We start from the raw sequence: 13,568 nt of genomic DNA, 5'->3' as shown, positions 1-13,568 counted from the left end.
GAGCACGACGACGCCTCTCGCACGTGACGGGTGAAGATCCGCCCAGCGCGCCGGTGCCACGGTGGCCGGGCAATCCCGTCCCGAGACAACGGAGGCACGATGCGGGAGACAGGATGGCTCGGCTGGATCTGGTTCGCGGGCATCATGATGATCGTCATGGGGTCGTTCAACGCCATTGAGGGGCTGGTGGCGTTGTTCCGCGGTGAGTACTACGTCGTGACCGAGGAGCAGGTGCTCGTCTTCGACCTCACCGCGTGGGGCTGGATCACCCTTCTGATCGGGATCCTGGTGGCGCTCGCGGGCGGCGCGCTGCTCTCCGGTGCCGCGTGGGCCAGGGTGGTCGCGGTGGTGCTCGCGGTGATCAACGCGGTCGCGCAGCTGGCGTTCGTGTCGGTGCACCCGCTGTGGTCCACGATCGTCATCGCCCTGTGCGTCACGGTGATCTGGGCCGTGGTGGTGCACGGATCGGAAGCGAACACCACGACGAACACGACGAAGTTCGAGTCGACACCACATCACCGGTGATGCCACGCGCACTCACGATCCTGCTCGGTGGCGCCGCCGCGGTCGTGGTGGTCGCCGGTGTGCGGGCGGTCGCGTGGCTGGTGGCGCCGGCGTTGCTGGCGCTGCTGGTCGTGATCGCGATCAGTCCCGCGCACCGGTGGCTGCGCGGCCGCGGCGCGCCGCCGTGGCTCGCGACGCTGGCGGTGGTCGTGCTCGTCTACGGCGTGCTGGCGGTCGTGGCGGTCACCGTCGCGGTGTCCGGGATGCGGCTGGCGTCGATGCTGCCCGAGTTCGCCCGCGACGAACTGGTCGTGCGGGCCGAGCGGGCGATCAGCGGCATCGACCGCGGGCAGCTCGTCGGAGCGATCGGCGGGCTGCTCACGGAGCTGACGAGCCTCACCACGAGCCTGGTCTTCCTGTTGGCACTGCTGCTGTTCCTCGGTGTCGAAGTGGGCTGGGCGGGCTCGAGGCTGGCCGAGATCGCGGTGGACCGGCCGCGGCTGCGCGAGGCACTGGTGGAGTTCGTCCGCCGGACCCGCCGCTACCTTCTCGTCACCACCGTGTTCGGGCTCGTCGTGGCGACGCTGGACACGGTGGCGCTGGCGTTGCTCGGCATCCCGCTCGCGGTGCTGTGGGGCGTGTTGTCGTTCGTCACCAACTACATCCCCAACATCGGTTTCCTCCTCGGCGTGGTGCCGCCGGCGGTTCTGGCGCTGGTGCAGGACGGCCCGCGCCGGGCGCTGGCCGTCCTGGTGTTCTACGGAGTGCTGAACTTCGTGGTGCAGTCGCTGATCCAGCCGCGGTTCACCGGCGACGCCGCCGGGTTGTCGACCACCGTCACGTTCCTGGCCCTGGTGTTCTGGGCGTGGGTGCTCGGCCCGCTCGGCGCGTTGCTCGCGGTGCCGCTCACCGTGCTGGTGAAGGTGGTGCTGGTCGACATCGACCCGGCGGCGGGATGGGCGGCGGCGCTGCTCAGGCCGCCGCGAACAGGTGACATCCCCACGCCCCCAGTGCCACGTACAGGGGACTGAGGTCGTCGTCCTGCTCGTAGACCATGCCGTCGAGCAGATCGGTGTACCGGTGCAGCTCGACGGGAAGCAGTCCCTGAGCGGGCTGGTCGGAGAAGTTCACGACCACGACGTGCCGAGCACCGCGGGCGGCGGTCCACGTCCACGCGAGCAGCCGCCGGCACGACCGGTTGTCCGGCCAGCCCTCGGCCTCGAGCAGGCGCCACTCACCGAGCCGCACCTGGTGGTCGTGCACGACCGCGAGCAACCTGCGGTACCACGCGGCCAGGTCGTGGTCGAGCGGTTCGTCCGGCCGCCTCGCCAGGAACACCGGCGGCCGGACCCGCCTGCCCTCGAACTGGCCTTCGTGCCAGAGGGTCGCGCCGGGAAGTGTCGCGATCGCGACGGCGGCGGCCCGCGCGGCGGCGGGCGGCAGTTCACTCGCGATGCGCGGCTCGTCCTGGTTCTCCAGGAACCGCAGCAGCCGCGCCTGGTAGCCGGGATCGGCCCGCAGGTGCTCGCGGACACCGGCGCCGCCGCCGACGAACCGGTCGTAGAGCCGTTTGTCGTAGCAGAAGTTGAAACCCTGCTGCTGCAACGTCCACTCCATGTCCCAGTACGCCTCGGCGATCAGCACGGTCTCCGGGTGCCCTGCCCGCAGCGCGCCGATGACCTCCGGCCAGAAGTCCTGCTCCGGCGGTGTCCGGTGCCACGTCCTGGCGAAGACCTCGTTCGTGACGAGCATGGCCATGTCGCAGCGGATGCCGTCGCAGCGGGCGGCGACCGAGCCGAGCGTCATCGTCGCGGCCGCGCGGAAGGCGGGGGAGAACGCGTCGAGCTGCACGACGTCCGGCCACGCGGGGAAGTACGGATCTTTCCCGCGTGCCAGCACGTTCCCGCCGACGACGAGCCAGCTCCGCGGGTCGTGCGTGTAGTCGTCGGCGGTCCCGCGGACGAAGAACTCCGGATGATCCACGACCCAGGGATGGTCCGGCGCCACGTGGTTCGGCACGTAGTCGAGGATCAGCCGCACGCCCCGCGCCGCGAGTTCGGCGCGGGCCTTCGCGAGGCCCTCGTCGCCACCGAACGCGTCGGCCACGACGTAGCGCTGGACGCAGTACGGCGACCCCGCGACGTCCTCCGCGCGCAGATCCGGCAGCGCCTCGTGGAACGACGCTCGCAGGCCGGGATGCGCGTTGGCGATCGCCAGGCCCAGCACGCTGCGTTCCCACACGCCCATCAGCCACACCGCGTCGACTCCGACCGGGGTGACCGCGTGCCAGGCGGACGCGGGCACGTCGCCGAGCGTGATCTGGTGGCCCTCCGCACGGGACAGCTCACCCAGCCACACCGCGGTGTTGATCTCGTAGATGACGGGTTGCTCCGGCCAGCTCATCGTGCCATCTCCCGCGGCAGCAGGGCGACCAGCGCGGTCCACCCGGTCTGGTGGCTCGCGCCGATGCCCGCGCCGTTGTCGCCGTGGAAGTACTCGTAGAACAGCGGCAGGTCCTGCCAGAGCGGATCCCGGTACCGCGTCTGTCCACCGTGGACAGGACGACCGTCCACACCGGACAGGAAGGTGCGGAGCAGCCGGTCGCCGATGTCCTGCGCCACCTCGCGCAGGGTCAGGTGCCGGCCGGAACCGGTCGGGCACTCCACGGTGAAGTCGTCGCCGAAGTACTCGTACAGGTGTCGCAACGCCCTGATTACCAGCACGTTGATCGGGAACCACACCGGGCCACGCCAGTTGGAGTTGCCGCCGAACATGCCGCTGTCGGACTCGGCCGGCAGGTAGGCGACGCGGCGCTCGACGCCGTCGACGGTGAGCGAGTACGGGTGCTCGCCGTGCCAGCGCGAGAGCGAGCGAATCCCGTGCGGGCTCAGGAACTCCTGCTCGTCGAGCATCCGTGCGAGGATGCGGCGCAGGCGGCTCTCGTCGAACAGCGAGAACAGCACGGGGCCGGTGGCGTCGGTCTGCGCGCCGTGCCCCCACAACGCGGCCCGCACCGCCGGATGGCGGTGGAGGAACTCGCGCATGCCGTCGACCAGCTCGGGGTGTTTGCTCCTGATCTCGGGGCCGATCACGGTCGCGGCGGCCAGCGGCAGCAGCCCGACGGCGGAGCGGATCTTCAACGACGTGGCGCTGCCGTCCGGATGCCGCAGCACGTCGTGGAAGAAGCCGTCCTCCTCGTCCCACAACCCGCTGCCGACGTGACCGGTGGCGGCCGCGATCCACGCGAGGTTCTCGAGCAGGCTCGCCGCCTGCTCCACCTCGTCGAGCTCCAGGGCCATCTGGATGAGGTTCTGGCAGTACAACGCCATCCACGCGGTGCCGTCGGCCTGGTCGATCCGCCCGCCGGTGGGCAGCGGCGCGCTGCGGTCGAACACCCCGATGTTGTCGAGGCCCAGGAACCCGCCCTGGAAGAGGTTTCGTCCGTCGGCGTCCTTCCGGTTGAGCCACCAGCAGAACGCCCGCAGCAGGGGCGGGAAGACGCGCGCCAGGAACGCCTTGTCGTGGTCGTGCTGGTAGACGAACCACGCGGCCCACGCGTGCGCAGGTGGGTTGACGTCGCCGAAGTTCCACTCGTAGGCCGGGATCTGGCCGTTCGGGTGCAGGTAGCGGCGGCCGAGCAGCAACTCGATCTGCTGCTTCGCGAGTTCCGGGTCGACGATCACCAGCGACACGGCGTGGAAGGCGAGGTCCCACGCGGCGAACCACGGGTACTCCCACTTGTCCGGCATGACGATGACGTCGTCGGCGACGAGGTGCCGCCAGTTCTGGTCCGCTTCCAGGGGATCCGTGCCGCGTTCGGTCAGCCAGCGCTCGACGTCGAACGAGTAGTACTGCCGAGACCACAACAGCCCTGCCAGAGCCTGCCGGCACACCAGCCGTTCGTCGCCGCGCGGATCGCCGCCGAGCACGTCGTCGTAGAAGTCGTCGGCCTCCTCGCGCCGCGTGCTGATGATCGAGTCGAAGCCCTCGAAGGGTTCGTCGAGGCTGCTGTCGGTGAGCCGGACCCTGACCGTGGCGCTCTGCCCCGCCCGGACGCGGAGCTCGTGGTGCGCGGCGGCTTTCGTGCCGACGCCGTCCGCGGCGACCGCGCTGAGATCACCGTGCACCACCGCGCGGTCGATGCCGTCCTTGACGTACGGGGTGACGTTGGGCGAGCCGAACACGCGCTCGTTGTCGGTCTCGTTCTCCGTGACGAGAATCGGCGCGGGCGGCGCGACGTACCACCACCGCACGCCGAGATCCGGATGCTCGGCCCGCACGGTGCCCGGTTCGCAGACGTGCAACGACGGCATGCGGACATCGCCCGCCCACGACCACGTGTGCCGGAACCACAAGGTGGGCAACAGGTGCAGCGTCGCGTCCTCCGGGCCGCGGTTGTGGGCCGTGATGCGCATGAGAATGTCGTCAGGACCCGCCTTCGCGTACTCCACGACGACGTCGAAGTAGCGGTCGTCGTCGAACACCCCCGTGTCGAGCAGCTCGTACTCGGGTTCGAGGCGGGTGCGCGCGGCGTTGGTGGCGACCAGGTCCTCGTACGGGAACCGCGCCTGCGGGTACTTGTAGAGCATCCGCAGGTACGAGGAGGTCGGGGTGGCGTCGAGGTAGTAGTAGCACTCCTTGACGTCCTCGCCGTGGTTGCCCTCGCCGTTGGTCAGGCCGAACAGCCGCTCCTTGAGGATCGGGTCGTTGCCGTTCCACAACGCCAGCGCCAGGCAGACGCGCTGCTTGTCGTCGCTGAACCCGGCCAGCCCGTCCTCGCCCCACCGGTACGCGCGATACCTGGCCTGGTCGTGGGTGAACGACGTCCAGGCATCCCCGGCGCCGTTCCCCTCGCGGACCGTGCCCCACTGCCGTTCGCTCAGGTACGGCCCCCACCTGCGCCACGGACCGGCGTCCTGCAGCCTCTGCTTCTCCACGTCGCCCACCTCTCGTCTCACCGGGAAACCCAAGGCTCGCCGGGAGATCGGGCGTGCCGGTTCACCCCGTGCGGATGGTTCGGCGGGCCGCGGCCACCCGTGCGGGACGAGTTGGCCCCTCGCCGGGGCGGGTGGTGCGCGAGGAGGATGAGGTCATGGCGACCGCGTTCGTGCTCGCAGGCGGTGGGAGCTTGGGCGCGACAGAGGTCGGCATGCTGGCCGCGCTCACCGAGGCCGACGTCCGCCCGGACTTCGTTGTCGGCACGTCGGTGGGCGCTGCCAACGCCGTGTGGTTCGCACTCCATCCGTCCGATGTGGACTCTCTGGTCTCCCGGTGGATCTCGTTGCGCCGAACCGATGTCTTCCCCATCCGGCCGGTGCGCGGCCTGCTGGGTCTGCTGGGGTTCCGTGACCACCTCGTGCCGAACGCCGGGTTGCGCCGCCTGCTGGAACGCTCACTCGGCCCGATCGACCTGACCGGCACCGAGATCCCCGTCCACGTCGGGGCGACCGACGTCCTCGCCGGCGCGGAAGTGCTGCTGTCGAAGGGTTCCGCGGTCGACGCCGTGCTCGCCTCGACCGCGATCCCCGCCGTGTTCCCACCGCTGAACGTCGATGGCCGCTATCTGATGGACGGTGGTGCCGTGAACAACACGCCGGTGTCCCACGCGGTCGAGCTCGGCGCCGACCACGTGTGGGTGCTGCCGACCGGCTACGCGTGCGCGCTGACCTCCCCGCCGCGCAGTGCCGTCGGCGTCGCGTTGCAGGCGTTGACGTTGCTGGTCAACCACCGGCTGGAGGCGGACGTCGAACGCTACCGCTCGCAGGTCGAGCTGAAGGTCGTGCCGCCGCTCTGCCCGCTGCGGGTGTCACCGGCCGACTTCAGCCGTGCCCGTGAGCTGATCGACGCCGCGTACGCGAGCACCCGCGAGTGGCTGACCGCGGGCTGTCCCACGAGTCCTCGGCATCAGGACTGCGGAACGACGAGTCCGGACTCGTAGGCGATCACGACGAGCTGGGCCCGATCACGGGCGTGCAGCTTCATCATCGCGCGGTTGACGTGGGTCTTCGCGGTCAGCGGGCTGATCACCATGCGATCGGCGATCTCGTCGTTCGACAGACCCTGGGCGACCAGGACGACGGCCTCGCGTTCACGGTTGGTGAGCCCGCTGATGTCGCCGTTCGAGTGCGGCGGGCGCCGGACGTAGGTGTCGATCAGCTTGCGCGTGATCGACGGGGCGAGCAGCGCGTCGCCGCGGGCGGCCACCCGGACGGCGTGCAGGAAGTCCTCGGGCTGGATGTCCTTGACGAGAAAGCCGGCCGCGCCGGCCTTGAGGGCGTTGAACACGTACTCGTCGAGGCCGTAGTTGGTGAGGATCACGACGTGGATGCCCGCGAGCGACGGGTCCGCGGCGATGCGGCGGGTCGCCTCGATGCCGTCCAGCACAGGCATCTGGATGTCGACCAGGGCGATGTCGGGCAGGTGCTGCCGGGCGAGGGCCAGGCCTTCCTGGCCGTCCGCGGCTTCGGCGACGACCTCGATGTCGTCCTCGGCGTCGAGCAACGCGCGGAAGCCGCTGCGGATGAGCGGCTGGTCGTCGACCACCAGGACACGGATCACGGTTGTGCCACCGGGAGTTCCGCCTGGACGGTGAAGCCGCCTCCGGTGCGCGGTGCGGCGTCGAGTGTGCCGCCGAGCGCGGTGACGCGTTCGCGCATGCCGAGCAGGCCGACGCCGGGACTCGGTGCCTGGGACGGGGTCGCGCTGCCGTCGTCGCTGACCTGGATGACGAGCGCGTCCGGCCGGTAGTCGATGCGGACCTGCGCGGTCGCGGCGGCCGCGTGCCGGGCGACGTTCGTGAGCGACTCCTGCACGATCCGGTACGCCGTCCGCTCCACGGCGGCGGGCACGTCGTTGCGCTCGCCCTCGATCGTCAGCCGCGCGTCCAGGCCGGTGGATCTGGCGCGTTGCACCAGGGCCGGGACGTCGTCGATGCCGTGCGGCGGGTTCTTGTCGTCGTCCCGGAGTGCTTCCAGGGTCGCGCGAAGCTCTCTGGCCGCCTCCCGGCCGGCGTCGCGGATCGCGAGCAGCGACTCGGGGACCTCCTCGCCGCGCTTCTGGGCCAGGTGGACGGCGACCTCGGCCTGGAGCTTGATCACCGAGATCTGGTGGGTGAGCGAGTCGTGCAGCTCGCGTGCGATGTGCAGGCGTTCCTCGTTGGCACGCCTCAGCGCGGTCTCCTCGCGGGTGCGTTCGGCTTCGTCGGCACGGCGTTCTGCCTGCCGGAGGGCTTCACCGGCGGCCGCGGCGGCGATCAGCCAGGCGATCTGCAGGACGTCGCGGGACTGGGCGAACGCCTCCGCCGTCGTCAGATCGCGTGGTGACACTAGCGCGGCGAGGGGGAGCACCCCCAGCATCACCACGGAACCGGCCACGGTGACGACGCGGTGGCCCGCCCTCATCGTCGAGTACACCGCGAACAGGAACGCGATCACCGGCACGTCGTACCCGAGCGCCTGGTAGCCGAGCGCCGCGAGCCCGGTCGCGGCCAGCACGGCGATCGGTGCGGTCCGGCGCGCCACGAGCGCCAGGCCGCCCGCTGCCAGCAGCGCGTAGCCGAGCGGGCTCGCCGGGTGTCCGGCCACGACGAGGCTCGCCGCCACCCCGGCGGCGATCACCCAGTCCAGCCAGCGCTTGTTCATGGGAGCACCTTAAACCCGTGTTCGCACTGGTAGATCGTGCGCCGGGAGGAGATCGGGCCTACTGCGCCCGCGGTAGATGATGTCTGCGCGTGCACGACGACGTGCGGTCGTGCGGCGGACAAGCTCATGCCATGTCTCTTTCACAGATTGCCGCTCAAACGTACGGGTTGACCGCGGGACGTGCCTGGTCCCTCGTCGGCATGGTGTTCGGACTGGCCGGTGTGGGCATCGGCGTGTTCGTGCGGCGCAGAGGAGTTGTCGCCGTGGCCTGCGGGGTCGTCGGCGTGGTGCTCGGCGCGGTGGTCGTGTTCATGGCGAAGGGCGGCCCCGGCACCGGCTACGGCATCGTCGGCGGCTACGTCTCGATGGTCGTGGGCGTGGTGGCCGCGGCGCTCGGCTGGAGGGCTATGCGAAAAGGCGCTCGGGCTGCTGCACCGCGCGCCGAGTGACGAGCCCGGCGGCGCCGCGCACGACGGCGAACTCGCCGAGCGGTGACGCGACCAGCGTGGTGTGCCGTTCGCCGCCCGCGAGCACCCTGGTGTCCATTTCGGACTGAACGGCCACGCTCAGGTGCTCGTGCAGCACGGCGTAGCTGCCGCCGAGCACGACCGTCGGCAGGTCGAAGAGGTTCATCAGCGTGGCCAGGCCGACCCCGAGCGCCTCGCCGGCCGCCTTGACCGCGCTGAGCGCCTTGGGATCGCCCGCGGCGAGGGCCTTCGCGAGCGAGTCGAGCCGGCGTCGCCCTGCCTCGCGCAGGATGACGTCGAGGCCCGCGTACCGCTCGACGCAGCCACGGCTGCCGCACGTGCAGAGGGCGCCGTTGCGTTCGATCACCACGTGACCGAGCTCGCCGGCGAAACCGCTGACACCGCGGTAGACCTCGCCGTTCAGCACCACGCCCGCGCCGATGCCGACGTCCGCCGAGACGTGCACGAAGTCCTCACCGGCGAGGTGGCGCGGCCAGAGGTGGGCCAGTGCGGCGAGGTTCGCCTCGTTGTCCAGCTCGACGTCGAGGTTCAGCCGCCTGGCGAGACCGGCGGCGAGGGGAACGCCGACGAGTTTCGGCAGGTTGGGGGCTCTGACCAGGACACCCTCGTGCACGACGCCCGGCACGGCGAGGCCGACGCCGAGCACGGGCCGGGCCGGGGTGATCTCCCCGATCAGCTCGGCGACCCGGTCGAGCACCTCGTCCGGCGGGGCGTCGCGGATGTCGGTGGGCACGAGCACCCGGCGCAGCGTCTCGCCGTCGAGGCCGAGGGTCTCGACGGCGAGGTGGCTGACGTTGATCTCCGCGCCGACCGCGACCGGGCCGTCGGGGTGGAAGCGCAACGGCTTGGACGGCCTGCCCATCCCGGCGAGCGTCGCCGGTTCCTCGACGAGGATTCCGTTGGCCAGCAACGGTTCCGTGAGGTTCGACAGGGTCGCCTTGGTCAGCCCGGTGCGGGCGGCGAGGTCCGCCCGCGAGCCCGGCCGGTCGACGAGGGCGAGCAGGACTGTCCGCAGGTTGCCGAGACGGACCTGCCGCAGGTGGTCGACGGTGGTCATCGACTCAAGTATCGCTGTGCGGCCTCTCCGTACCGCGAGCGGATCTCCGGCACCCCGTCGGCGGAGTACCGGCTGCTCTCCGACCCCGCCCACTCCGGCGGCGTCGCCCCGCCCGTGAGCGTCCACGCCGCCTGCCGTGCCGCACCGTCGGCCACGTACTCACCCGGCGCGGGTACCGTCACCGGCACGCCGAACACCGTCGGCGCGATCTCCCGCACCGCGGGTGAGGCCGCCGCACCGCCCACGAGCCGGACACCGGTGACGTCGGCACCCTGCTCGGCCAGCGCGTCGAGTCCCACCGCGAGGCCGCACAGCATGCCTTCCACCGCGGCCCGCGCGATGTTCGCGGGCGTCGCGTTGGTCAGCGTCAGGCCGTGCAGTGCTCCCGTGGCGTCCGGCAGGTTCGGTGTCCGTTCGCCTTCGAGGTACGGCACGAGCACGACGCCTTCCGCACCGGGCTGGGAGGACAGCGCGAGATCGCTGAGCCGCGCGAGATCGACGCCCAGCATCCTGGCGGTCGCGTCCAGCACGCGGGCGGCGTTGAGGGTGCACGCCAGCGGCAGGTACCGGCCCGTCGCGTCGGCGAAACCCGCCACGATGCCGGAGGCGTCCGCCGCCCGCACGTCGCTGGCCGCCGTCACGACCCCGGAGGTGCCGAGCGACACCAGGACCTCCGTGCCCGCCCCGACGCCGAGGATCGCGGCCGCGTTGTCACCCGCGCCCGCGCCGATCCGGACCGGCCCGTCGACGAACTCGGCGGGGCCGAGCACGCGCGGCAGCACCACGTCCGCCCGGCCGAACCCGCGTTCGAGAAGGTCCGGCACGTACTCGTTGGCCGTGGAGTCGAAGTAGCCGGTGCCGGAGGCGTCCGAGCGGTCGGTCACCAGGTCGGCCAGGTCACCGCTGCCGCGCAGCCGCCACGTCAGCCAGTCGTGCGGCAGGCAGACGGCGGCGGTGCGCTTGGCGTTGGCCGGTTCGTGCTGGGCGAGCCAGCGCAGCTTGGTGATCGTGAACGACGCGACCGGCACCAGCCCGATCCGCTGGGCCCACTGCTCGGCACCCAGCTCGGCGGTGAGGTCCGCGGCGGCCGCCGCGGACCTGGTGTCGTTCCACAGCAACGCTTCCCGCACGACGTTGCCGTCCTCGTCGAGGCACACCATGCCGTGCTGCTGCCCGGCGACGCTGAGCGCCGCGACGTCGTCCAGCCCACCGGCCTGCTCGACGGCCGACCGCAGCGCCGTCCACCAGTGGTCCGGGTGGACCTCGGTGCCGTCCGGGTGAGCCGCGCGGCCCTCCCGGACGAGCCTGCCGGTCTCCGCCTCGCGCACCACGACCTTGCACGACTGCGTCGAGGAGTCGACGCCCGCGACGAGCGTCATGTCAGCGCGCTCCCGCGAGGTGCTCGAGCGCGAGCTGGTTCAGCCGCACGAACCCGAAGCCGCGCTCGGCCGCCTTGTCCGGGTCGAAGCTGTCGTCCTTCAGCAGGTCGTCGTAGGACTCGCCCTCGCCCAGCGTCGGCTTGCCCAGGTCGGCGACACCCGCGATCTGCAGCGCCTCCTGCACCTCGGGGTCGGCGCGGAAGGCCGCGGCGCGCTCCTTGAGCAGCAGGTACGTCCGCATGTTCGCCGCGGCGGAGTCCCAGACGCCCTTGATGTCCTCGGTGCGCGACGGCTTGTAGTCGAAGTGCCGCGGACCCTCGTACCCGGCGCTCTCCAGCAGGTCTACGAGCGCGAACGCGTTCATCAGGTCGCCGTGGCCGAACACGAGGTCCTGGTCGTACTTGATGCCGCGCTGGCCGTTGAGGTCGATGTGGAAGAGCTTGCCCTGCCACAGCGCCTGCGCGATGCCGTGCACGAAGTTGAGCCCGGCCATCTGCTCGTGCCCGACCTCGGGGTTGAGCCCGACCAGTTCCGGCTGGTCCAGCGTGGAGATGAAGCCCAGCGCGTGCCCGATCGTCGGCAGCAGGATGTCGCCGCGCGGCTCGTTCGGCTTCGGCTCGAGCGCGAACCGGATGTCGTAACCGCGGTCCGTGACGAACTGGGTCAGCAGGTTCAGTCCCTCGCGGTACCGGTCGAGCGCCGCCCGCACGTCCTTGGCCACGTCGTACTCGGAGCCCTCGCGCCCGCCCCAGAGCACGTAGGTCTTCGCGCCGAGCTCGGCCGCGAGCTCGATGTTGCGCAGGATCTTCCTCAGCGCGAACCGTCGCACGCCGCGGTCGTTGCTGGTGAGACCGCCGTCCTTGAACACCGGGTGGGTGAACAGGTTGGTCGTCATCATCGGGATGACGAGACCGGTCTCCTCGAGCGCGGCCTTCAGCCGGTCGATCTGCTGCTGCCGGTTCGTCGCCGCGAACCCGAACAGGTCGTCGTCGTGGAACGTCAACCCGTAGGCCCCGAGTTCGGCGAGCCGGTGCACCGCCTCGACCACGTCCAGGTCGGGCCGCGTGGCGTCGCCGAACGGGTCGCGACCCGGCCAGCCCACGGTCCAGAGACCGAAGGAGAACTTGTCCGCCGGAGTGGGCGCCGTCATGATCCACCTCATTCGTTCAATGCTTGAACTTAGTGCGGACAGTACGACGCCGGAGCCGTGATCGCAATCGGTCAGGCCCGATGTTCCGCGGCGACTGCCTCGACCGCCGGCCCGAGTGCCTCGGCGATCGCGCGGTAGCCGGCGGCGGACGGGTGGAAGCGGTCGGCGGCGAAGAGTGCCGGGTTCGCGGCGAACTGGGGAGTGACGACGCGTTCGACGTGGGCGACCACGCCACCCGCGCGGATGACGGCCTGCAGCTGCGCCTGCGCGTAATCGCGGCTCACGGTCGACACGAGGCCGCGCAATGCGGGCGGTACATGGGCGACCACGCTCAGGTCAGGTGCCGTGGCCACGACGACGTGGGCGCCTGCCCGCCGCAGATCGGCGACGGCATCGTGCAGCTGCTGGGCACCGACGTGCGCCGGTACGAACCTGGTCAGGTCGTTCGCCCCGACCACCACCACGGCGAGATCCACGCCGCCGGTGATCGCGGCTCGCACCTGCGCGCCCAGGTCGGCGCTGCGGGCGCCCGGCACGGCGTGCACCCTCAGATCGACGGCGTGCCCGGCTGCCCGCAGACGTGCGGCGAGCAACGGTCCGAGGGTGTCCTCGCGACGCGTGCTGCCGACACCCGCGGCGATGGAGTCGCCGAGTAGTCGCAGTCGCATGCCAGGTAAAACGGCGAGCGTCGGGACGGTGTTCCAGGCCAGACTGTGATGGTGGACGAACTGCTGGGGTGGTGCGCGGTCGCGAACGTGGCCGCCGCCGATCTGAAGCACTTCTCGCAAGGAACGAAACTCTGGGTGCTGCCACCGCAGTGGGGTGATGGCGGTGAGGACCTGATGGTGGTCGGCCGGCACTGCGGCAGCCCCGGGCCGTTGTGCACGATGGTCGTGCCTCGGGTGCACCTGACGAACTTCCGGGTGCGCGGGGTCTACCAGCCCGTGGTGCATCGCGCGCTCACCAGGGAGTGGAAGCGTGGTATGCCGAGGCAGTGGGAGTCGCGGGAGGAAGCGGAGAAGGTCGTCGAGTGGTGGGCTCGCGACGCGGCCATCCACGCGGGAGTGCGGCGGCCGCTGAAGCGCGCCGAGTTCTACTACCGGCTCGCCGACGTGCTGCCGGGACACGTCCTTCAGCAATGGGCCGTCCAGGACGTCATGAACCCGAAGCTCTCGTTCGAGCTCGGCGACGTGTTCCGCGATCAGCAGGAGGTGGACGCGGTCCGCGAGCTGCGCGAACTCCTGGACACCATCGCCACGGCGGGAGTCGCCAACTGGGCTGACAACGAGCTGTGGCCGGTTGTCCGGACCGTCGCGACCAGGACGCAGGCGCTGCTGAGCCGCTGAACTG

13 protein-coding genes are annotated in these 13,568 nt (G+C 71.0%); 5 read left to right on the top strand and 8 right to left on the bottom strand.

The window, feature by feature from the left end:
* Positions 1–99: 99 nt before the first annotated feature.
* Positions 100–525 carry a DUF7144 family membrane protein gene (locus tag JOD27_RS13005; RefSeq protein WP_204762444.1) on the top strand — a complete coding sequence of 142 codons (426 nt, stop codon included), beginning with the start codon at positions 100–102 and terminating at the stop codon, positions 523–525.
* Positions 525–1,535 carry an AI-2E family transporter gene (locus JOD27_RS13000; RefSeq protein ID WP_204762443.1) on the top strand — a complete coding sequence of 337 codons (1,011 nt, stop codon included), beginning with the start codon at positions 525–527 and terminating at the stop codon, positions 1,533–1,535. Before JOD27_RS13005 ends, JOD27_RS13000 begins: the two co-directional genes overlap by 1 nt.
* Here JOD27_RS13000 and JOD27_RS12995 read toward each other — a convergent pair.
* The gene (locus JOD27_RS12995) at positions 1,477–2,907 is read right to left on the bottom strand and encodes an alpha-amylase family glycosyl hydrolase (RefSeq protein WP_204762442.1); all 1,431 of its coding nucleotides are present in this window, start codon (positions 2,905–2,907) and stop codon (positions 1,477–1,479) included. The two genes, JOD27_RS13000 and JOD27_RS12995, sit on opposite strands and share 59 nt — an antisense overlap.
* The gene (locus JOD27_RS12990; protein ID WP_307830103.1) at positions 2,904–5,441 is read right to left on the bottom strand and encodes an MGH1-like glycoside hydrolase domain-containing protein; all 2,538 of its coding nucleotides are present in this window, start codon (positions 5,439–5,441) and stop codon (positions 2,904–2,906) included. Before JOD27_RS12990 ends, JOD27_RS12995 begins: the two co-directional genes overlap by 4 nt.
* Before the next feature lie 155 nt (positions 5,442–5,596).
* Between JOD27_RS12990 and JOD27_RS12985 the strand changes: the two genes are divergently transcribed.
* Entirely contained in the window at positions 5,597–6,442 is an 846-nt protein-coding gene (locus JOD27_RS12985; RefSeq protein WP_204762440.1) for a patatin-like phospholipase family protein, read from the top strand.
* On the opposite strand, the gene JOD27_RS12980 is transcribed toward JOD27_RS12985, so the two are convergent.
* Positions 6,409–7,062, bottom strand: coding sequence for a response regulator (locus JOD27_RS12980; RefSeq protein ID WP_204762439.1), 654 nt, complete (start codon positions 7,060–7,062; stop codon positions 6,409–6,411). The genes JOD27_RS12985 and JOD27_RS12980 overlap by 34 nt on opposite strands.
* On the bottom strand, positions 7,059–8,144 hold the full coding sequence (locus JOD27_RS12975) for a sensor histidine kinase (protein WP_204762438.1): 1,086 nt from the start codon (positions 8,142–8,144) through the stop codon (positions 7,059–7,061). The genes JOD27_RS12980 and JOD27_RS12975 overlap by 4 nt, the downstream gene beginning before the upstream one ends.
* 131 nt (positions 8,145–8,275) lie before the next feature.
* On the opposite strand from JOD27_RS12975, the gene JOD27_RS12970 reads away from it, so the two are divergent.
* Positions 8,276–8,593, top strand: a complete 318-nt coding sequence (locus JOD27_RS12970) for a DUF6223 family protein (RefSeq protein WP_204762437.1) — start codon at positions 8,276–8,278, stop codon at positions 8,591–8,593.
* On the opposite strand, the gene JOD27_RS12965 is transcribed toward JOD27_RS12970, so the two are convergent.
* The 4 genes from JOD27_RS12965 to JOD27_RS12950 all read right to left on the bottom strand — a co-directional run bounded on the left by JOD27_RS12965 (position 8,550) and on the right by JOD27_RS12950 (position 12,886).
* Complete coding sequence (locus tag JOD27_RS12965) at positions 8,550–9,689, bottom strand: ROK family protein (RefSeq protein ID WP_204762436.1); 1,140 nt, start codon at positions 9,687–9,689, stop codon at positions 8,550–8,552. The genes JOD27_RS12970 and JOD27_RS12965 overlap by 44 nt on opposite strands.
* Positions 9,686–11,068, bottom strand: coding sequence for a xylulokinase (gene xylB, locus JOD27_RS12960; protein WP_204762435.1), 1,383 nt, complete (start codon positions 11,066–11,068; stop codon positions 9,686–9,688). Before xylB ends, JOD27_RS12965 begins: the two co-directional genes overlap by 4 nt.
* 1 nt (position 11,069) lies before the next feature.
* Positions 11,070–12,218 (bottom strand): xylose isomerase, encoded by a 1,149-nt coding sequence (gene xylA / locus JOD27_RS12955; RefSeq protein ID WP_204762434.1) that lies wholly within the window; start codon positions 12,216–12,218, stop codon positions 11,070–11,072.
* Between the two features lie 71 nt (positions 12,219–12,289).
* A complete protein-coding gene (locus JOD27_RS12950) occupies positions 12,290–12,886 on the bottom strand; it encodes an SGNH/GDSL hydrolase family protein (protein WP_204762433.1) in 597 nt (198 codons plus the stop codon).
* 51 nt (positions 12,887–12,937) lie between these two features.
* Here JOD27_RS12950 and JOD27_RS12945 point away from each other — a divergent pair, with 51 nt between their 5' ends.
* Positions 12,938–13,564: a hypothetical protein gene (locus JOD27_RS12945; protein ID WP_204762432.1), complete on the top strand. Its 627-nt coding sequence runs from the start codon at positions 12,938–12,940 to the stop codon at positions 13,562–13,564.
* Positions 13,565–13,568: the final 4 nt, after the last annotated feature.

This window comes from Lentzea nigeriaca, assembly GCF_016907955.1.
Lineage (GTDB): Bacteria > Actinomycetota > Actinomycetes > Mycobacteriales > Pseudonocardiaceae > Lentzea > Lentzea nigeriaca.
Note: the sequence above shows the minus strand (reverse complement) of the source record. Positions and strands in the feature narration are given on the sequence as shown.